Origin of the sequence: Escherichia sp. MOD1-EC6098 (assembly GCF_002965865.1) — a bacterium.
Lineage (GTDB): Bacteria > Pseudomonadota > Gammaproteobacteria > Enterobacterales > Enterobacteriaceae > Escherichia > Escherichia marmotae.
This window is the reverse complement of record NZ_PTSN01000005.1, coordinates 168,975-187,961: the sequence shown is the minus strand read 5'-3', so window position 1 is coordinate 187,961 and position 18,987 is coordinate 168,975. Positions and strand designations below refer to the sequence as shown.

The window sequence follows — 18,987 nt, the reverse complement described above, 5'->3', positions numbered from 1 at the left end:
TTATTGATTATGGAAGCTGACGCTGCCTTTTTCGGCAAATGCGCGCGTGGCTTGCTGGCAATCGTGGGTGGCGGACATTAATCCCGCCAGTAACTGGTGTGAGTAATCGGCATGTTTATTTTCCAGCGCCAGAATCAGTTGCTTAATATGCGCCAGCGCCACCGGGCCACATTTTTCCAGGTGCGCTAACTGATTCGCCATCCAGCTTTCTATCTGTTCTTTTTCTACCACTTCATCAATCAAATTCGCCGCCAGGGCTTCCTGCGCCGTCAGGCGTTTACCCAACATCAGCATCTGGCGACCAACCACCGGACCGACCTGATTAAGCACACGTTCGATGCCCATCCAGCCAGGCACCATGCCAAGCATCACTTCCGGGTTAGAGAATTTTGCGTTGGGGCGAGCGATACGAATATCGCAGCACAAGGCAAGTTCAATACCGCCGCCGATGGTGTGACCGTTTAGATTCGCAACCGTTAATTGCGGTAAATTGCGTAGGCGATTAAAAACATCATTACCGCGTTTAATCCACTTTCTGCCCATATCTAATGGAGAATAAGTCGACCATGATTTAATATCGCCGCCCGCACAAAAGAATTTATCGCCGGTTGCGGTTAATTCGACTAATCGTAATGTGGTGTCGTTTTCAATTTCATTTAAATAATGATCGAGAGATTCAATCATCTCTTCATTAATGGCATGACATTTATCTTCACGGTTCAACGTCAGACGGCAGGAAGCCGCCGCTCTGCTGAACAGAACGGGTTGGTCATTCATGATCATTCCTTAACAATAATGCGCGATGCGATCGACGCTAATATCCAGCGTGCTGTTTATATCTTGCTGCCACCAGTACGGTGAGAATATTTCCAGCTCTATAGCGCCATTAAATCCGGCGTTTTCAACCAGGCGACGGATTGACGGAATATTGATGATGCCATCTCCCGGCATTCCTCGATCATTGACCAGATCGGTGGTAGGCACTAACCAGTCGGAAACATGAAATGCGAGAATTCGTTTTCCGGCACGCAGGATTTGGCTGGCCAGTTCCGGGTCCCACCAGACGTGGTAGACATCCACCGCCACGCCGAGACCAAACTCACCATCGGGATCGAGTTCATCACACCAGTCCAGTGCCTGGCGTAGCGTACACAAACAGGAACGATCGGCGGCAGTCATCGGGTGCAGTGGCTCCAGCGCAATTGGCACGCCGACTTCTTTCGAATGTGGCAGCAACTGGCGAATCCCTTGTTTCACCTGTTCCCGCGCCTCATACAGATCTTTTGTGCCAGTTGGTAACCCGCCAACCACCTGCATGTAACAGGCGGCGTTCAGCGCAGCGGCATCGTCCAGCGCCTGACGGTTATCATCTACTGCCAGTTTGCGCTCCGCCAGCGTCGGCGCGGTGTAATAGGTGCTACGACACAAACCGGAAACGCTCATGTTACTGGCGGCAAGCTGGCGGGCGATCTGCTGGAGATCTTCGCCCTGCAACTCTCTGCGCCAGGGGGCGAGCGCGCCGATACCGCGTGCGGCGCAGGCATCAATAATGGCGGGTAGCGGCATTTTATAGCCCAGCGTCGCGGTATTAATGCTGAATAAATCCGGGCGTTGTAACAGATCTCTCATGATTCAGCCTCAGAAGCGCGGCATACTTAAGCCGCCGTCGATAGCGACCGCCTGGCCACAGGTATAAATCAGTTTGCCTTCCGCCATTGCCCGTACTGTGGAGGCGATATCAGCCGGATAACCCCAGCGTCCCCACGGCACCAGACCTTTGGCAATTAATTCATCGTAATAGGCCGTTGCCGGAATGGTCATATCGGTTTTGATTAGGCCGGGGCGCACTTCATAGACGCCAATTTGTTCATTGCAAAGGCGAGCGGCAAACAGACGAGCAGCGGCAGAAACGGCGGTTTTGGCAATGGTATATTCGCCGCGATTCATCGCCAGCATGATGGCGTTGATTGAACTGACAAAAATAATCGAGCGGTGCGGTAGCTCCGCTTCCGGTTTCGGTTGTGCCAGTAAGCGTTTACTGAATGCCTGAGCGAGGAAAAACGGCGCACGGGTGTTAATGGCAATGTTTTGGTCGAAGCTGTCTGGCTCCAGGTCGAGAAGGTCACCGCGCTTTTTCACGGAAATCCCCGCGTTGTTGAGCAGACAGTCCAGACGCCCCCACTGGTTTTGCGCCGCGTCGAGCATCTCTTCATGCAGGGAGAGATCGCCAACATCGGCAGGGAAGCAAATCACTTCCACGCCTTCTGCCAGACATTCCTGTTGCGTGGCATGTAATTTTTCTACGCTGTCGGCATCGGGGCGATCGTTAATCAGCAGGTTAAAACCGCCACGAGCAAGTTCCAGCGCACAGCCTTTTCCAATACCACGTGCGGCTCCGGTAATCACGGCAACGGGACGAGTGGACTTCATACAATAACCCTCTTTTGAATATTGTTTCCTTGAGTGACGATTAGCTTGCGACGTGTGGAAAGAAAGATCAACCATCTGGTTGGTTGATCTGCGATAGCGATCACAGGGCATTTGATAACTCGATGAAAGTACGAGTTTTTGCCCTTTTTTCTGGAGCTGAAATCAAATCAGGTTATGATAGTAATCCTGAAGAGGTCGTGGGGAAGCGTTATGTATCTTGATACCAGCAACGTACAAAGCCTGAAGGAAAAACTATTATTATGTGCGGTTAATGAATTTGCCGAATATGGTTATGAAGGGGCCAGAGTCGATAATATCGTGAAGGCTGCGGAGTGCAGTAAACAGACGGTTTACCATCACTTTGGTAATAAAGAAAATTTATTTATCGAAGTGCTGGAATATACCTGGAATGATATTCGACAAAAAGAAAAATCCCTTGATGTTTCAGGTCTCCCTCCACAAAAAGCAATTGAAAAAATCATCGATTTTACCTGGGATTATTACATTGCTAATCCCTGGTTTTTAAAAATTGTGCATAGTGAAAACCAGAGCAAAGGTGTGCATTATGCAAAATCACAGCGTCTTCAGGAAATTAACCACGCGCATTTACAGTTAATGGAATCCTTGTTGGCTGAAGGGAAGAAACTCAATATTTTTAAGCCAGATATCGACCCGTTGCAGGTGAATATCAATATTGCCGCGCTTGGAGGATATTATTTGATCAACCAGCATACGCTTGGCCTGGTTTATCACATCAGCATGGTTTCACCGCAAGCGCTGGAAGCCAGACGTAAGGTCATTAAAGAAACGATCCTTAGCTGGCTTCTGCTTGAACCTTCATCTACCGCGCACGAATAAAACTGCCATCTGGCTGGCGGGTAAACAGAACCTGTTGATTATTCTCCGTATCAATGGTTAAGCCCGTCACCACGCCGCTGGCGTTCTGGCGAATTTTCACTATCTGCCCATTTTGCAAATTACTCAGCGGTTTACCCACGCCTTCTACCTGCGCCATTGCATAGACATCAGTGGCGGGTAGACCGTGGTCGCGGAACAGTTGCGCCATCGTTTTGCCGGGTTCGACACGGTAAGAGCGCCACTGGTTGTCAATTCCGCTATCTGGCTGGAAAGGTTGTGTTTGTGCGGTTTGCGGCTGATCTTCAGGCTGACTTTCCTGTATCGGTTCAGGGGCGACCGGTGCCACCTGATCGGGATCATTTTGTGGGATGACTAATTGCGCCCGCAGTTGTTCTTCCGTCGGCGGTTGGGATTGCGACTGAATATCCAGTTGCGCTTCACGCGTCACCACCGGCGCGTCGGGCGTATCATCAGACGGAAGTAGAAAACCGACCACCAATACAATGGCGGCAATAATGATCCCCCGACGATGCATCGGCGGCAGCGGGTCCATGAAGCGAAAATTGTCCGGCGCGTGCCAGACTTTCTCCAGGGTTGGTTTTAGTTCAAAGCGCCCGGGCATGGTTTCCTCCTGCTCCGCGTCTTGTTCCTCAATCATAGCCTATGAATAAGCTAACGCTATGATGTCCGTGGTAAACCCGCTTTTATTATATTCATACGGGATATTGCTATTGTTTCTTTTTCCCCGTGATTTGTCATCATTCCCGCGACAAAGTTTTACCCAAAGTTGTGTGGCTGATATGCTGCCCGCTACTTTTTACCCTAAGAAAGGAAATACGATGACCACCCCAACTTTTGATACCATCGAAGCGCAAGCAAGCTACGGCATTGGTTTGCAGGTAGGGCAACAACTGAGTGAATCTGGTCTGGAAGGGTTACTGCCAGAAGCACTGGTTGCAGGCATTGCTGATGCGCTGGAAGGCAAACATCCGGCTGTTCCGGTTGATGTGGTGCACCGTGCGCTACGTGAAATCCACGAACGTGCCGATGCTGTTCGTCGTCAGCGTTTCCAGACGATGGCTGCCGAAGGTGTGAAATACCTTGAAGAAAACGCCAAAAAAGAGGGTGTGAACAGCACCGAATCTGGCCTGCAATTCCGCGTGATTAATCAGGGCGAAGGCGCAATTCCGGCACGTACCGACCGCGTTCGCGTTCATTACACCGGTAAACTGATCGACGGTACTGTATTTGACAGCTCCGTTGCCCGTGGCGAACCGGCTGAATTCCCGGTTAACGGCGTGATCCCCGGCTGGATTGAAGCACTGACTCTGATGCCGGTAGGTTCTAAATGGGAACTGACTATCCCGCAGGAACTGGCTTATGGCGAGCGTGGCGCTGGCGCGTCTATTCCTCCGTTCAGCACCCTGGTGTTTGAAGTCGAACTGCTGGAAATCCTCTAAGCAGCGCATTCTGTTCCCCTCGAGCCAGAGGGGAGCAGGCATTCAGCAATAAACCCTTCAGTTTGCCAAACGGCGCTATTTTGTGTTGCAAAGACCACGTAAGCGTGTATTTTTGTGAGCTATTTCGCGTTATCACCGTGATATGACACTCACTTTAAACATTAAATTAACATTAGATCTAAATCTTAGTATTCATCCCGCGCATTGTTACCTAATATCGATGAGTCCCGATACCGATTCGTCGTATCATAGACTGACAAAAGGCCGCAGAGCCTGAACAACACAGACAGGAAGAAAAAACATGGTAGATCAGGTAAAAGTCGTTGCCGATGATCAGGCTCCGGCTGAACAGTCGCTACGGCGCAATCTCACAAACCGGCATATTCAGCTTATTGCCATTGGCGGTGCCATAGGTACAGGGTTGTTTATGGGTTCCGGTAAAACAATCAGTCTTGCCGGGCCGTCGATCATTTTTGTTTATATGATCATCGGTTTTATGCTCTTTTTCGTGATGCGGGCAATGGGGGAGTTGCTGCTTTCGAATCTGGAATATAAATCTTTTAGTGACTTCGCTTCCGATTTATTGGGGCCGTGGGCGGGTTATTTCACTGGCTGGACTTATTGGTTCTGTTGGGTGGTAACCGGTATGGCGGATGTTGTGGCGATTACCGCTTACGCGCAGTTCTGGTTTCCAGGACTTTCCGACTGGGTGGCGTCGTTGTCGGTGATCATTCTGTTGCTGGTTCTTAATCTCGCCACCGTGAAAATGTTTGGTGAGATGGAGTTCTGGTTCGCGATGATCAAAATCGTCGCTATTGTGTCGCTGATTGTTGTCGGTCTGATTATGGTGATGATGCACTTCCAGTCACCGACTGGCGTAGAAGCGTCGTTTGCGCATTTGTGGAATGACGGCGGCTGGTTCCCGAAAGGCTTAAGCGGCTTCTTTGCCGGATTCCAGATAGCGGTTTTCGCTTTTGTGGGGATTGAGCTGGTCGGCACAACGGCTGCGGAAACCAAAGATCCCGAGAAATCACTGCCGCGTGCGATTAACTCCATTCCGATCCGCATCATTATGTTCTACGTCTTCGCGCTGATTGTGATTATGTCCGTGACGCCGTGGAGTTCAGTGGTCGCGGAGAAAAGCCCGTTTGTAGAACTGTTTGTGCTGGTGGGGCTGCCTGCGGCGGCAAGTGTGATTAACTTTGTGGTGCTGACCTCTGCGGCTTCTTCTGCTAACAGTGGCGTATTCTCTACCAGCCGTATGTTGTTTGGTCTGGCACAGGAAGGCGTCGCGCCGAAAGCGTTCGCTAAACTCTCTAAACGCGCAGTACCAGCGAAAGGGCTGACCTTCTCTTGTATCTGTCTGCTCGGCGGCGTGGTGATGTTGTATGTGAATCCAAGCGTGATTGGCGCGTTCACCATGATCACCACGGTTTCAGCGATTCTGTTTATGTTCGTCTGGACTATTATCCTTTGCTCGTACCTGGTGTATCGCAAACAGCGTCCACACCTGCATGAGAAGTCGATCTACAAGATGCCGCTCGGCAAGCTGATGTGCTGGGTATGTATGGCGTTTTTTGTGTTCGTTATCGTGCTGCTGACGCTGGAAGATGACACTCGGCAGGCGCTGCTGGTTACTCCGCTGTGGTTTATCGCGCTGGGGCTGGGCTGGTTGTTTATTGGTAAGAAACGTATAGCGAAGTAATGCTGCTAAGGCACCTGCGGGTGCCTTTCAGGCTGCAAAATTGCCTGATGCGCTACGCTTATCAGGCCTACGGGAGCTCTGCCATATATTGAATTTGCGTGCTTTTGTAGGCCGGATAAGGCGTTTACGCCGCATCCGGCATGAACAAAGCACACTTTGTCTGCAATCTCTTTTGTCTTTATACATTCCTAAAAATACTTCCCGTCATCGACAGCGCCCAGGCGTGGGCTTACCGTGAATCTTTGCCACTTATTGCAGAGTTCACTATGGCTAAGCACAGTTGGTTATTAATCGCCGCATTACCTCTCTCCATTTCACTTTCCTGGGGCGCAGATTTTTATTACCGCCAGCAGGAGAAAGGTACGGTTTACATTGCCGAACAGAAGGGGGAAAAAGATGAGATCCTCTCCGAATTACCAGATATTAATTTTTCCCACCTTTGGCGCATTGCCAATTTAGCCAATAAACAAGAAACCCGCTTACTGTCCGATTTTAATCCCGATAAGTTCGATTGCGATGATGAGGGGGATTGTCAGCATACCTGGCTCACCGATGGACGCTCTGTCCTTTGGGCAGGCAAAGTCCTGACAAACCCATCCGGTAAACCTAATGTCGATGCCACCAGTTTTCAGGCATTCGGCGCTTTCGCTGCCGATAAACGCAGTATCTATTTTGATGGTCAGCGTACCGATGATAATAGCGGTGATAAGCAGGTGGATATGTCAACGCTGGAAGAGACGGACATCTGGAATTTACTGCGTGATAAAAATAGTCTTTGGCATAAAGGTCGCTGGTTGGGTCATGCCGATGGATTTCAAATCGTGCGGCATGATTCAGCCATACAATTTGTTGTGCTGACAAATTCGCAGGTAATTGTTAACGGTAAGCTTCTGCCCGCCGATCGCAAAACTTTTCAGATTAAACGTTGGATGCCTGGTGAACGGTTGGTTTATCGCGATAAAAGCGGCGAGCATGACTATGAGCTTGAGGATATTGAGTATCGCTGTGCGCCATTTAATAGTGGTCTGAATAATGTGTCCTGGCTCAAACATGAAGCCACTCCAGCGGGCAGTGACTGTGTTTATGAAACGCTGGTGGGGGTTGATCCGGAATATTTTTATCTGTTTGTTTGGGACACCGGTTTATATAAGAACCAAATTTATAAAGTAACAACCAACGCCTTGGGTGAAGGTGAATTGATTAATCTTAAGTCGGAGGAACTCTCCGGCTCACTTGAAGCAGGTGGTTGGCGGAGATTAATTAATACGTATATATCTCCAGACGGGCAGCTTTACGCTCAACAAGCGACTGAAATTGTGAAAGAGCGTGCCCGGCAAGGTGAATGGCTGCGTTATAACCTGGGTGTGGGAGGATGGTCATCGGTGAAGCAACCTCCGAGCGGACTAAAACCCTTATTTAAATAACCTCTTCACACTAACAGCTTCAGGATGACGCTATGTTGCGAATTAAACCCCTTTGTCTCGCCCTGGCTTTATTTTCAACCACCTCACTAGCCTGCTCCGGTGTACCTTCTGCTGCGTTTTACTACCAGCCGTGGGGGCAAGGAACAAAATATAGCGTTGAAGATAGTGACGATTATGGACTCTATTTCCCGGATATTCATTTACCGCAGGTCAAGTTTAAGCAACTTCGCCGCGTACCCAACGGCACTGATGATAAATATGATTCTCCGGATAATATCAATAATGATTTTGTACAAGTGGATGCGGGCACTTATATCAGAACTAATGGCGGCTGGCGTTTCGACTGGTTGACTGATGGCCGTCATATTTTATGGGCAGGGAAAATAGTCCAGAACCCGCCGGGAACACCGAAAGTCGATGCCGCAACATTCCGTGCCTGGGGACGTTTTGCCGCTGATAAAGACAGCCTCTATTTTGATGGCGAACGCACGGATGATAACCGCGGCGAAAAGCAGGTTGATATGGATTCGCTGCAACAAGTCGGCGGTCGCGTTCGTTCAGGTGATTCTGCGGATGTGCTCAAAGATCGCCGCAATATTTATTTTCAAGGGCGTTGGTTAGGCAGTGCACAAGGATATTCTATTCTTGGCGTTAAATCCTGGACACGTCGCCCCATTCTTTATTCACCTAATAGTTGTGAAAGCAAAAGTAATCCTGGACCGTGGGATACCATTTGGCGAACCCAATCGCAGGTCTTTGTGAATGGAGATGCCATCAATGCCGATCCGGATACCTTTCATCTTGTGCGCTGGATGGCCGGTTCACTACTGATTTATCGCGACAAAAACGGGGAGAAACGTTATTCGTTCGGGAAAGATTGCCGGAGTACGTTTGATCTACAGCGAGATAAAGTAACATGGTTGACGCGTGATGCTTCCCGGCGCGCTAATGACTGCCGGGTTGCGACCATTCCTGATGTTGATCCGGAATATTTTCGCCCGTTGACGCAGAATGTGGCGCAATATAAAGATTCGCTCTATCTGGTGAAGTATGTTTCTGGGGTCGAAAAAACGCTTTCGGTTATTCATTTACCCGACCCCAAACAAGAATTACAGGGAGGCGTTAATATTGTAGGGAATAAAGTTTATTTCATCGCGAGCGCTGATGTGACTATTTTCGATATTAATGGGCATTGGACGTGGTATAAAAGCCCCGATGGCACAACATTAAATTATTTGGCACATGATGACCGCTATACGTATTTTATTAACGAAGACACGGTTGAGCTCTTTGAACTGAAAGGCCAATGGACGTGGTTTAAATACGCCAATGGTCAATTATCAGATACCTTTGCTCATGATGACCATTATATTTATTACGTAGGAGATGGGTTGGTTCGTGATGCGAAGCGGCGTAATGAGACTCGACAACTCAATGCGGCGCATCTTGATAAAAACGGCAGTCTGCTTACCGTTGAAGGTAAGTACACCAGTTACAATAATGAATTGCTTCCACTGAGTGACTGAATCACTTAACAATCAACGATCCTGCTCATGTCAGGATCGTTGATCAAACAAATCACTCACCCGCCAGCGCGCGTGGGAACAGTACATTATTTTCCAGACTGATGTGCTCCATTAAATCATCAATCAGTTCATTAATACCGTTATACATCGCTTTCCAGGTGGTGCAGGCTTCCGGCGGCGGTGTGACGTTATTGGTAATGTGTTTGATAACCTCCAACAGCTCACCTGCTTCATCGTGTTCGCTTTCCATTACGCTGATTGGCCCCATCGCCTGGCTGCCCATGCCTTGTTTGATCATCGGGAAGAGGATCTGCTCTTCTTTCATCATGTGGCTGGAAAGCTCTTCATGCAGCATAGTCAGGTATTTTGTCAGCCCTTTTGGCACGCTCGGTTTGTCGGCGTGAACGCGCTCTACTTTGGTGGCTTGCAGGATCAACTCTGGCAGTTGTTCACGGTGACGATCGTGGTAGCGCACGATGATATGGTCGATGATTTCTGCCAGCGGCGCGCTACGCCAGTCTTTCTCAATCGGTTGTTCAGCAAGCTTTGCCAGTTCGGCTTCAATGACGTCAACATCCAGTTCTTTACGTGCCGCCGCGCGAGCCAGCGTCTGCTTACCGCCGCAGCAGTAATCCATATCATATTGACGAAACAGAGCCGAAGCGCGAGGAATAGAGAGCGCCAGTTCACCTAAAGGTTGGTCGCGATAAGCCATAGCTGATACCTCATTCTTAATAAGATAAGATGTATTTTAAATGCATCTTTAAGTTAAAAGCTATAACCCTTACGTAGCAGAGGATTATTTAACAGATTGGCAAGGTGTCAACTTTCAGAGACAGGTTCAGCTAAGGGTTTTTCCGGTTCTGCTCTGACTGCAATGATCACGCCGGCCACTAACAGCGCGATACCGCTCAGCGTCATCAGCGGTGGAATTTGTTGGCGGAGTAAAAAGGTGTACAGCAAACCTGCCAGCGTTTCGAAAACAATCAGCGGCCCGAGGATCACCGTCGGTAATCGCTGGCTGGCGACGTTCCAGCAAAGTGCGCCGACCCATGAGCAAAGCACGGCGATAGCAATCATCAGGCTAATAAAGGCCAGTGGACGGGAGCCAAAAGGTAGAGAGAAATCAGGCATTTGCGTATTCAGCCAGAAACAAGCAACAACATAACCGATGAGCGAAACCGGCAGCGTGACCAGCGCCTGCGCCGTCGCCCACATCATTGGATGTTTGTCTGGATTTTCCCGCAGCCAGCGGGCGTTGCGCAATGCATACCACGCCCAGCAAACCACGGAGACTAATGCCAGCATGACGCCTGAGGTATAACGTGCCCAGTCAAAATTGGGGAGACCGTGGTTTAACTCAGCAATATTTACACACGCAAGGCCGATACCAATACAAACCAGCGCCGGGGCGAGTTTCCCCCACGCGAGTTTGCCGTCGCGCTGGCTGTACAGCAAATTGGCAAAGACCGGGATCACCACTGGCAGGGTGCCGATAATCATCGTGGAAACAGGCGCGCCGGTTCGCTGAATGGCACTGGCAAGGCAAAAGTAATAGATGAGATTGCCCATCATGGTGAGCATTAGCGCGGTAAGCCAGTCGCGACGTGTCAACTGGCGCAGACGCACGCGCCCCAGCCAGGCAATGGGCAGTGCAATTAAACCTAATGCCAGATAGCGTCCCATTGATTGCAGCATCGCCGGGTATTCTGGAACGATCAACGGCCCGACAAAAATAAGCCCCCACATCAACCCTGCTAACAGGGCGTACAGCACGCCGCTAATCATCACTGGCATCCATTGGTCTGTCAGAAGAAATATTCAGGGAACAGAGATGGTTGCTCCCCGCATCCCGTCATTATCAGAGAGGATGCGGGAGGATGCCACTTTAATTAACTAGTTATTAACATTAAAAAGCGCGTTTACGCTTTCGGCTAATGTTGTTGTCGGGCGGCCAATCAGCGTGCTGAGCGTTTTGCTGTCATCAAACAGACCACCTTTTGATGCGCCAACGTCAGAGTCAGCCAGCATATCCGCCAGTCCGCCAGGAAGACCAACGCTTTTCAGCGCTGCGGCGAAATCGGCTTCGCTCATATTCTGGTAGATAACTGGTTTGCCGCTCTGTTTGGTCAGCTCTGCCGCTAACTGTGTCAGCGTCCAGGCGTTGTCGCCCGCCAGCTCATAGACTTTGCCTTCGTGACCTGCTTCGCTAATTACGCGTGCCGCAGCCTCTGCGTAATCTGCACGAGTTGCTGAGGCAATTTTGCCATCGCCCGCCGCACCAATAAATACGCCGTGTTCCAGTGCTGCCGGGGCGCTGGCGAGGTAGTTTTCAGTGTACCAGCCGTTGCGCAGCAGGGTATAAGCGATGCCAGAATCAGCCAGCATTTTCTCCGTCTCGATATGCTCAGCAGCCAGGCCGAGCGGGGAGGTGTCCGCATGTAACAGGCTGGTGTAGGCGATAAATTTCACGCCAGCCGCCTTTGCGGCATTAATAACATTACGATGCTGCGAGGCACGCTGTCCCACTTCGCTGGAAGAGATCAGCAGCAATTTTTCCACGCCCTGTAGCGCAGATGTCAGTGCAGCTTCATCGCCGTAGTCAGCCTGACGCACGCTAATGCCTTGTGCGCTCAAAGCATGCGCTTTTTCCGGATTACGTGCGATAGCCACTATTTGGCTGGCAGAAACGGTTTGCAGCAAAGATTCAATTACATTGTGACCAAGCTGGCCGGTCGCGCCGGTGATTGCGATCATGAGAAATCTCCATTGGTTTGTCTTGTGTTTAAATACGCTAACACCTAAACTAACTTTTAGTAAGTACATACAAAAAGGTAAGTATGAAATGAGTCGGGTAAGCCTGTCGCAACAACTGAAAGAGGGAAACCTCTTCGCTGAGCAGTGTCCGTCGCGGGATGTGTTGAAACACGTTACCAGCCGTTGGGGGGTACTGATTCTGGTGGCGCTGCGCGAAGGCACTCATCGCTTTAGCGACTTGCGGCGTAAAATGGGCGGAGTGAGCGAAAAGATGCTCGCGCAGTCGTTACAGGCGCTGGAGCAGGATGGATTTGTTAACCGTATCGCGTATCCGGTGGTGCCGCCGCATGTGGAATATAGCCTCACACCGCTGGGTGAACAGGTCAGTGAAAAGGTTGCTGCACTGGCAGACTGGATTGAGTTGAATTTGCCAGAGGTGCTGGCGGTGCGGGATGAACGTGCGGCATAACTGCCGGAGACCTACGATTCGTGGTTTGTAGGGCGGATAAGACGCGTCAGCATCGCATCCGCCAGGAAGTGCCGGATGCGATGCATGATGTGTAGACCGAAAACGGTGTGTCTTACTTACTCAAATCCACCTGATAAATCGCAAACCCGATATCATCAGTCGCGACTTTATTCATCGGATACTGACCCTTCTCTTTAATAAAGTCTGCGGCTTTATCGGACGGGGACGTTTCAAAACGAATATCCAGTTTTTTATCACCGGCAATCGGCGCTAAACGCCAGTTATTATCTGCCGCTGGGTGAATTTCTCCTGCACGCTTCGACTCTTCAGCAATCCACGCTGCCAGCACCGAACGGTTCTCATCCGGCGACGCAAAGGCGATATGGCTGTCGCCTGTTCCGGCAAATTTGCCACCGTATGCACGATAATTATTGGTAGCAACCAGGAACATCGCGTCCGGATCAATCGGTTTACCATTAAAGGTCAGATTCTTAATCCTTTCCGCATTGGCATTAATCACCTGACATTCACCGTCATAGCGGGCTGGCTGGGTAACATCAATCTGATAATTCACGCCGTCAATCACATCAAAGTTATAGGTACGGAAGCCATCCCAGTTGATTAATGACTGCGGTTTAGTGCTGTTGGGATCTATCTGGTTAAACTGCCCGGCGGAGCACTCCAGCCACTCTTTAACTTCCTTGCCGCTGGCTTTTACCACAATCAGCGTATTGGGATAGAGATAGAGATCGGCGGCATTACGGAAAGTCAGTTGGCCTTTTTCCACTTCTACATAGCTGGCAGGATCGTTCTTGCGACCGCCAACTTTAAACGGCGCAGCGGCAGAGAGCACCGGCAGTTTTGCCAGATCCGGATCGCCCTGAATGTAATGTTCGACATACGCTTTTTGCGCGTTGTTCACCACCTGCACCGTCGGATCGTCCTGTACCAGCGCCAGATAGCTATACATATTGTCGGCGGATTTCCCGATAGGTTTGCTGACAAACTGGCGTGTGGCATCGTGATCGGCTTTCAGCGTTGCAACCAACTTGCTGTCTTCAGCGGCGAGTGATTTTTTATTGGCGACATCGTAAATCGGGCGAGCTTCCGCTTTTGCTTGCGTCACCTGCCATTTCCCGCTGTCATTATTGAGTTGCAGATCGACCACGCCGAGATGATCGCCCCACATGCCTGGCATTACCGCCGGAACACCGTTAATCGTACCTTTGGCGATATCTACTCCTTTGATATCAGCAAAATCTTTGCCCGGGAAGACGGCATGGGCATGACCAAACATAATGGCATCAACGCCCGGAATTTCACTGAGATAATAAACTGAGTTTTCCGCCATTACTTTATACGGATCGGCAGACAGACCAGAATGCGCCAGAACGACAACGACATCGGCACCTTTCTCGCGCATTTCCGGCACGTACTTGCGCACTGTTTCGGTAATATCGTTAACGGTAACTTTGCCGGATAAATTGGCTTTATCCCATCCCATAATCTGCGGTGGCACGACGCCGATATAGCCAATTTTCAGCGTTTGCTTTTTCCCGTCTTTATCGACTACTTCGGTGTCTTTAATTAAATACGGTGTAAACATCGGCTGGTTGGTTTTTACGTCAATGACATTGGCATTTATATAGGGGAATTTCGCCCCCGCCAGCGCGTTTTTCAGGTAATCCAGACCGTAATTAAATTCATGATTGCCGAGTGTGCCGACGGTATAATCCAGCGTATTCAGCGCCTTATAGACCGGATGAATATCACCGGCTTTTAATCCTTTAGCCGACATGTAATCCGCCAGCGGGCTGCCCTGAATCAGGTCACCGTTATCGACCAACACGCTATTTTTCACTTCATTGCGCGCGTCATTAATCAGGCTCGCGGTGCGTACCAGCCCAAATTTTTCTGTGGATGTGTCTTTGTAATAATCGAAATCCATCATGTTGCTATGCAAATCAGAGGTTTCCATTATGCGTAGATCGACTGTTGCCGCATTCACGCTGGCAGCAATCAGCGTGGCCAGGAGCGTTGCGCTAAACTTAATCATAAGGGACATCCTTTTATGAACGAGAAGATGAAATGTCTTTCATACGGAGCGTGAAGGATGCCATAAATAATAAATCAGGAAACGATGACGCCATCACAGTTGGCGGATTCTATAGCGATGGGGTATAAGTAAAACAATAAGTTAACGCCGCTCACAGAGACGAGGTGGAGAATGTTAGATCAAGTATGCCAGCTTGCACGGATTGCGGGCGATGCCATTATGCAGGTCTACGACGGGACTAAACCGATGGACGTCGCCAACAAAGCAGATGACTCTCCGGTGACGGCGGCAGATATCGCCGCGCATACCGTAATCATGGAAGGATTACGTAAACTGACGCCGGATATCCCCGTTCTTTCTGAAGAAGATCCTCCCGGTTGGGAAGTCCGCCAGCACTGGCAACGTTACTGGCTGGTGGATCCGCTGGACGGCACCAAAGAGTTTATTAAACGAAATGGCGAATTTACCGTTAACATTGCGCTGATCGACAAAGGCAAACCGATATTAGGTGTGGTGTATGCGCCGGTAATGAACGTAATGTACAGCGCGGAGGAAGGAAAAGCCTGGAAAGAAGAGTGCGGCGTGCGCAAGCAGATTCAGGTACGCGACGCTCGCCCGCCTCTGGTCGTCATTAGCCGTTCCCATGCGGATGCGGAGCTGAAAGAGTATCTGCAACAGCTTGGCGAACACCAGACGACATCCATCGGTTCTTCACTGAAATTTTGCCTGGTGGCGGAAGGGCAGGCTCAGCTCTACCCGCGTTTTGGGCCAACCAATATTTGGGACACCGCTGCCGGTCATGCTGTGGCTGCCGCTGCCGGAGCACACGTCCACGACTGGCAGGGGAAACCGCTGGATTACACTCCGCGTGAATCCTTCCTGAATCCAGGGTTCCGGGTTTCTATTTATTAAGCAACTTATGCAGCAAGTCCATCACTTGCTGCACCTCTTCCTGAGTGAGCGCTCCATCTTTTGCCCATTGCACGCGACCGTCTTTATCCAGCACTGCAATGGCGGAACTCTCTTCATCCAACTGCCAGGCGCTGCGTGCGATGCCGTTGCTGTCGACAATAAACTGTGACCACGGATAGAGCTTTTTATTGCTCTCCAGGCTGCTACGTACAAACATACCTGAACCGGGGATAGCGTCGTCGGTGTTCACAATGGTGGTCGTCTGGTAGCGATCATGCGGCAGTTTTGCCGATTTAATCGCTTCAATCAGCGTCGCATTTTTCTCTTTTGCGGAGGTGCGACCGGCAATATGTTGCAGTACCCGCACTTTCCCCACTAACTGTGCGCTGTTCCAGGTATTGTAGCTAAACTGATCTTTATCAAGTACTAACTCGCCACGATCGGCAATGCCAATTGGTGGTACTCGCTGACCGGTTTCGAATTTATGCGCGGAGGCCATCATCGGCAGTAGCAAGCAAGTCAGCGCGAGAATCTTGCGTAGGGTCATAGTGTTTCCTTCTTATCGTATGCAGGTGATCCGACCACTTGGGGCGGACTTTTAATCATATGTGCTATTTATCGAATTTCCCGCAAGTGTGGTGCCAGTTTGCGGACAAGCGCACAAATCATATGAAAAATGAATGCTTATACTGAAGATTGTGGTTAGGCGAAAAGATAATTCTGAATAACTGTAACGTTAAGGTAAAAAACTTTATACACACTGGAAACATTGCAGCGATAGACTATAGTCATCAGGCATTAAAATTTGCGCCTCATAATAGTTGGGCCGATTGTGGCACCACAAAGGCGTAATACTCAGCAGGAGATAACAATGAAAATTTTCCAACGGTACAACCCACTGCAGGTGGCGAAGTACGTGAAAATCCTGTTCCGTGGACGGTTATACATCAAGGACGTTGGCGCTTTTGAATTTGATAAGGGTAAGATTCTTATCCCAAAAGTGAAGGATAAGCTGCATTTGTCAGTGATGTCCGAAGTTAACCGTCAGGTTATGCGTCTGCAAACAGAGATGGCTTAACCAGCGTGCTATGCAGTAATAAGACGGCTCCTGATTCAGGAGCCGTTGATGTTTCTGGGGTTATGCGACGCTTTCTTCTTTATTTTTATCTTTAGCGTCAGGCTGTTTCGGTGAAAGGGCGGTGGCTTTGCTGTCGATCCGCGTCACCAGCAGTTGGTCGATGCGGTAGTTATCGATATCCACCACTTCAAATTTGTAGCCGGAGAGTTTCACTGAATCGGTGCGTTTCGGGATCTTACGCAGCATAAACATCATAAAGCCGCCGATGGTTTCGTAGTTGCCCGACTGCGGGAACTCGTCAATATCCAGCACACGCATCACGTCGTCAATCGGCGTACCGCCATCGATTAGCCATGAGTTCTCATCACGCGCGACAATCTGTTCTTCCAGCCCCTGACCGACCAGATCGCCCATCAACGTGGTCATCACGTCGTTGAGGGTAATTATCCCCACCACCAGGGCGTACTCGTTCATGATTACCGCAAAGTCTTCGCCCGCAGCTTTAAAACTTTCCAGCGCCTCAGAGAGGGTCAGAGTGTCAGGCACGATCAGCGTGTTGCGAATCTGCACGCCGCTATTCAGTGCCAGGCTTTGATTAGCCAGCACGCGGTTCAGCAGATCTTTCGAGTCCACATAGCCGATGATGTGGTCGATATCTTCATTACAGACGAGGAATTTTGAGTGTGGATGCTCCGCCACTTTATTCTTCAGACTTTGCTCATCTTCATGGAGATCGAACCAAATCACGTTTTCACGCGGCGTCATGGAAGACGGCACGGTACGGGATTCCAGTTCAAACACGTTTTCGATCAGCTCGTGTTCCTGTTTACGCAGTACTCCAGCCAGTGCACCGGCTTCCACCACCGCGTAGATGTCATCAGAAGTGATGTCATCTTTACGTACCATCGGCAATTTAAAGATACGGAAGATCATGTTTGCCAGGCCGTTGAAAAACCACACCAGAGGGGTGCAGACGAACAGGCAGAAGCGCATCGGGTTGATGATACGCAAAGCCACAGCTTCTGGCGCAATCATACCGATGCGTTTCGGGGTTAAATCCGCAAACAGAATAAACATGCCAGTCACTAATGAGAAAGAGAGAATAAAGCTCAGTTGCTCAGAGAGTTCCGCTGATATATAGCGAGAGAACAGGCTGTTAAAAGCCGGAGAGAACGCCGCATCACCGACGATACCACCGAGTATCGCCACCGCGTTCAGACCAATTTGCACCACGGTAAAGAACATGCCGGGATTTTCCTGCATATCCAGAACTCGCTGGGCGTTTATATTGCCTTCATCAGCCAGCAGTTTAAGTTTGATTTTGCGTGAGGCGGCAAGCGAGATCTCGGACATCGAGAAGAACGCACTCACAGCGATCAAGCATAGTATGACTAAAATACTGTTTAACATATCTTATCCGACCGTTCAGGTCAGATCCTCGGAAGGGGAAGTTGATTAATTTGTGCGAAATACACATTGAAAGCCGGTTCGAAGAGAGTGAACCGACATTTTCAGTGGCTAGTATAGCGTAAGGTTCTGTAAAGTCGCCAGAGGGTTAAATTTTTGCTTCATTTCGCTTTAGTTCAGCCTTTTATTGCTACGCTTCAGGCGGCAGGCAAACGCCGATCCCACCAATTCCACAATAGCCATATGGGTTTTTGTGCAGATATTGTTGGTGGTCATCTTCGGCATAATAAAACGGTGTAGCGTTGGCGATCTCGGTGGTTATCTGGCGATCGTCACCGACGGTGAGCATTGCGGCCTGAAAACGTTCCAGACTGGCGCGGGCGGCAGCGTCCTGTTCTGGTGTCAGCGGGTAAATTGCGGAACGATACTGCGCGCCGTGGTCATTGCCCTGACGCATCCCTTGTGCGGGATCGTGATTCTCCCAGAATACCTGTAACAGTTGTTCGTAGCTGATCACTGACGGATCGTAAACCACGCGTACCGCTTCGGCGTGGCCGGTATCACCAGAACACACTTCCCGATAGGTCGGGTTTGGCGTGTAACCGCCGGTATAGCCTGCGGCAGTGCTGTAAACACCGGGAAGTTGCCAGAAAAGGCGTTCCACGCCCCAGAAACAGCCCATAGCAAAAATGGCGATCTCCATTCCGTCAGGCACATTGGTCATTGAGTGGCCGTTGACCGCATGCAATGTGGCTACAGGCATCGGGGTATTACGTCCAGGAAGGGCATCGGCGGGGGAAACCAGATGCTTTTTATCAAATAAACTCATAGTGTTGCTCTCCCGAAAGTCGGCCTTTGGGGATTAGGTTGTAACAAGAGACGTATTTGCACACAATAACCCCCGT

Annotated in this window: 19 protein-coding genes; 8 read left to right on the top strand and 11 right to left on the bottom strand. The window is 50.0% G+C overall.

Annotation, left to right across the window (positions count from 1 at the left end; genetic code table 11):
* The 3 genes from C0K55_RS08255 to C0K55_RS08245 are packed head-to-tail and all read right to left on the bottom strand — an operon-like array spanning position 1 to position 2,430.
* Complete coding sequence (locus tag C0K55_RS08255; protein WP_016249507.1) at positions 1-777, bottom strand: enoyl-CoA hydratase/isomerase family protein; 777 nt, start codon at positions 775-777, stop codon at positions 1-3.
* A 9-nt stretch (positions 778-786) separates the two neighbouring features.
* Complete coding sequence (locus C0K55_RS08250; RefSeq protein ID WP_016262809.1) at positions 787-1,629, bottom strand: sugar phosphate isomerase/epimerase family protein; 843 nt, start codon at positions 1,627-1,629, stop codon at positions 787-789.
* Positions 1,630-1,638: 9 nt separating this feature from the next.
* Positions 1,639-2,430, bottom strand: a complete 792-nt coding sequence (locus C0K55_RS08245) for a 3-ketoacyl-ACP reductase (protein WP_000843394.1) — start codon at positions 2,428-2,430, stop codon at positions 1,639-1,641.
* A 210-nt stretch (positions 2,431-2,640) separates the two neighbouring features.
* Here C0K55_RS08245 and C0K55_RS08240 point away from each other — a divergent pair, with 210 nt between their 5' ends.
* Entirely contained in the window at positions 2,641-3,288 is a 648-nt protein-coding gene (locus C0K55_RS08240; protein ID WP_001517639.1) for a TetR/AcrR family transcriptional regulator, read from the top strand.
* On the opposite strand, the gene ytfB is transcribed toward C0K55_RS08240, so the two are convergent.
* Positions 3,272-3,910: a cell division protein YtfB gene (gene ytfB / locus C0K55_RS08235; protein ID WP_001119463.1), complete on the bottom strand. Its 639-nt coding sequence runs from the start codon at positions 3,908-3,910 to the stop codon at positions 3,272-3,274. The two genes, C0K55_RS08240 and ytfB, sit on opposite strands and share 17 nt — an antisense overlap.
* A 217-nt stretch (positions 3,911-4,127) precedes the next feature.
* Here ytfB and fklB point away from each other — a divergent pair, with 217 nt between their 5' ends.
* The 4 genes from fklB (at position 4,128) to C0K55_RS08210 (ending at position 9,403) form a co-directional block, all read left to right on the top strand.
* The gene (fklB, locus tag C0K55_RS08225) at positions 4,128-4,748 is read left to right on the top strand and encodes an FKBP-type peptidyl-prolyl cis-trans isomerase (protein ID WP_000211229.1); all 621 of its coding nucleotides are present in this window, start codon (positions 4,128-4,130) and stop codon (positions 4,746-4,748) included.
* A gap of 301 nt (positions 4,749-5,049) precedes the next feature.
* Positions 5,050-6,453: a D-serine/D-alanine/glycine transporter gene (gene cycA / locus C0K55_RS08220; RefSeq protein ID WP_000228359.1), complete on the top strand. Its 1,404-nt coding sequence runs from the start codon at positions 5,050-5,052 to the stop codon at positions 6,451-6,453.
* Positions 6,454-6,719: 266 nt separating this feature from the next.
* Positions 6,720-7,877: a hypothetical protein gene (locus C0K55_RS08215; RefSeq protein ID WP_105266259.1), complete on the top strand. Its 1,158-nt coding sequence runs from the start codon at positions 6,720-6,722 to the stop codon at positions 7,875-7,877.
* Between the two features lie 32 nt (positions 7,878-7,909).
* Positions 7,910-9,403, top strand: a complete 1,494-nt coding sequence (locus C0K55_RS08210) for a hypothetical protein (RefSeq protein WP_000944314.1) — start codon at positions 7,910-7,912, stop codon at positions 9,401-9,403.
* Positions 9,404-9,455: 52 nt separating this feature from the next.
* Here C0K55_RS08210 and ytfE read toward each other — a convergent pair whose 3' ends face one another.
* The 3 genes from ytfE to C0K55_RS08195 form a co-directional block, all read right to left on the bottom strand.
* Positions 9,456-10,118: an iron-sulfur cluster repair protein YtfE gene (gene ytfE, locus C0K55_RS08205; RefSeq protein ID WP_000331472.1), complete on the bottom strand. Its 663-nt coding sequence runs from the start codon at positions 10,116-10,118 to the stop codon at positions 9,456-9,458.
* Positions 10,119-10,225: 107 nt separating this feature from the next.
* Entirely contained in the window at positions 10,226-11,191 is a 966-nt protein-coding gene (locus C0K55_RS08200; protein ID WP_105266258.1) for a DMT family transporter, read from the bottom strand.
* 108 nt (positions 11,192-11,299) lie between these two features.
* Positions 11,300-12,160 (bottom strand): SDR family oxidoreductase, encoded by an 861-nt coding sequence (locus C0K55_RS08195; protein ID WP_001517644.1) that lies wholly within the window; start codon positions 12,158-12,160, stop codon positions 11,300-11,302.
* 88 nt (positions 12,161-12,248) lie between these two features.
* Between C0K55_RS08195 and C0K55_RS08190 the strand changes: the two genes are divergently transcribed.
* On the top strand, positions 12,249-12,629 hold the full coding sequence (locus C0K55_RS08190) for a winged helix-turn-helix transcriptional regulator (protein ID WP_001517645.1): 381 nt from the start codon (positions 12,249-12,251) through the stop codon (positions 12,627-12,629).
* Between the two features lie 112 nt (positions 12,630-12,741).
* On the opposite strand, the gene cpdB is transcribed toward C0K55_RS08190, so the two are convergent.
* Positions 12,742-14,685, bottom strand: a complete 1,944-nt coding sequence (gene cpdB, locus C0K55_RS08185) for a 2',3'-cyclic-nucleotide 2'-phosphodiesterase (RefSeq protein ID WP_016262813.1) — start codon at positions 14,683-14,685, stop codon at positions 12,742-12,744.
* A 171-nt stretch (positions 14,686-14,856) separates the two neighbouring features.
* Here cpdB and cysQ point away from each other — a divergent pair, with 171 nt between their 5' ends.
* A complete protein-coding gene (gene cysQ / locus C0K55_RS08180; RefSeq protein ID WP_000886881.1) occupies positions 14,857-15,597 on the top strand; it encodes a 3'(2'),5'-bisphosphate nucleotidase CysQ in 741 nt (246 codons plus the stop codon).
* On the opposite strand, the gene C0K55_RS08175 is transcribed toward cysQ, so the two are convergent.
* Entirely contained in the window at positions 15,587-16,144 is a 558-nt protein-coding gene (locus tag C0K55_RS08175) for a YtfJ family protein (RefSeq protein ID WP_001517647.1), read from the bottom strand. The two genes, cysQ and C0K55_RS08175, sit on opposite strands and share 11 nt — an antisense overlap.
* A 324-nt stretch (positions 16,145-16,468) precedes the next feature.
* Here C0K55_RS08175 and C0K55_RS08170 point away from each other — a divergent pair, with 324 nt between their 5' ends.
* Positions 16,469-16,675, top strand: a complete 207-nt coding sequence (locus C0K55_RS08170) for a DUF1107 domain-containing protein (protein ID WP_000689228.1) — start codon at positions 16,469-16,471, stop codon at positions 16,673-16,675.
* A gap of 60 nt (positions 16,676-16,735) precedes the next feature.
* On the opposite strand, the gene C0K55_RS08165 is transcribed toward C0K55_RS08170, so the two are convergent.
* Positions 16,736-18,085: a hemolysin family protein gene (locus C0K55_RS08165; protein WP_001517648.1), complete on the bottom strand. Its 1,350-nt coding sequence runs from the start codon at positions 18,083-18,085 to the stop codon at positions 16,736-16,738.
* A 187-nt stretch (positions 18,086-18,272) separates the two neighbouring features.
* On the bottom strand, positions 18,273-18,911 hold the full coding sequence (gene msrA, locus C0K55_RS08160) for a peptide-methionine (S)-S-oxide reductase MsrA (protein WP_105266257.1): 639 nt from the start codon (positions 18,909-18,911) through the stop codon (positions 18,273-18,275).
* Between the last annotated feature and the right edge of the window lie 76 nt (positions 18,912-18,987).

Coding starts and splice junctions, on each gene's coding strand:
- C0K55_RS08255 (WP_016249507.1), bottom strand. CDS start 777: ATGAATGACCAACCCGTTCTGTTCAGCAGAGCGGCGGCTTCCTGCCGT.
- C0K55_RS08250 (WP_016262809.1), bottom strand. CDS start 1,629: ATGAGAGATCTGTTACAACGCCCGGATTTATTCAGCATTAATACCGCG.
- C0K55_RS08245 (WP_000843394.1), bottom strand. CDS start 2,430: ATGAAGTCCACTCGTCCCGTTGCCGTGATTACCGGAGCCGCACGTGGT.
- C0K55_RS08240 (WP_001517639.1), top strand. CDS start 2,641: ATGTATCTTGATACCAGCAACGTACAAAGCCTGAAGGAAAAACTATTA.
- ytfB (WP_001119463.1), bottom strand. CDS start 3,910: ATGCCCGGGCGCTTTGAACTAAAACCAACCCTGGAGAAAGTCTGGCAC.
- fklB (WP_000211229.1), top strand. CDS start 4,128: ATGACCACCCCAACTTTTGATACCATCGAAGCGCAAGCAAGCTACGGC.
- cycA (WP_000228359.1), top strand. CDS start 5,050: ATGGTAGATCAGGTAAAAGTCGTTGCCGATGATCAGGCTCCGGCTGAA.
- C0K55_RS08215 (WP_105266259.1), top strand. CDS start 6,720: ATGGCTAAGCACAGTTGGTTATTAATCGCCGCATTACCTCTCTCCATT.
- C0K55_RS08210 (WP_000944314.1), top strand. CDS start 7,910: ATGTTGCGAATTAAACCCCTTTGTCTCGCCCTGGCTTTATTTTCAACC.
- ytfE (WP_000331472.1), bottom strand. CDS start 10,118: ATGGCTTATCGCGACCAACCTTTAGGTGAACTGGCGCTCTCTATTCCT.
- C0K55_RS08200 (WP_105266258.1), bottom strand. CDS start 11,191: ATGATTAGCGGCGTGCTGTACGCCCTGTTAGCAGGGTTGATGTGGGGG.
- C0K55_RS08195 (WP_001517644.1), bottom strand. CDS start 12,160: ATGATCGCAATCACCGGCGCGACCGGCCAGCTTGGTCACAATGTAATT.
- C0K55_RS08190 (WP_001517645.1), top strand. CDS start 12,249: ATGAGTCGGGTAAGCCTGTCGCAACAACTGAAAGAGGGAAACCTCTTC.
- cpdB (WP_016262813.1), bottom strand. CDS start 14,685: ATGATTAAGTTTAGCGCAACGCTCCTGGCCACGCTGATTGCTGCCAGC.
- cysQ (WP_000886881.1), top strand. CDS start 14,857: ATGTTAGATCAAGTATGCCAGCTTGCACGGATTGCGGGCGATGCCATT.
- C0K55_RS08175 (WP_001517647.1), bottom strand. CDS start 16,144: ATGACCCTACGCAAGATTCTCGCGCTGACTTGCTTGCTACTGCCGATG.
- C0K55_RS08170 (WP_000689228.1), top strand. CDS start 16,469: ATGAAAATTTTCCAACGGTACAACCCACTGCAGGTGGCGAAGTACGTG.
- C0K55_RS08165 (WP_001517648.1), bottom strand. CDS start 18,085: ATGTTAAACAGTATTTTAGTCATACTATGCTTGATCGCTGTGAGTGCG.
- msrA (WP_105266257.1), bottom strand. CDS start 18,911: ATGAGTTTATTTGATAAAAAGCATCTGGTTTCCCCCGCCGATGCCCTT.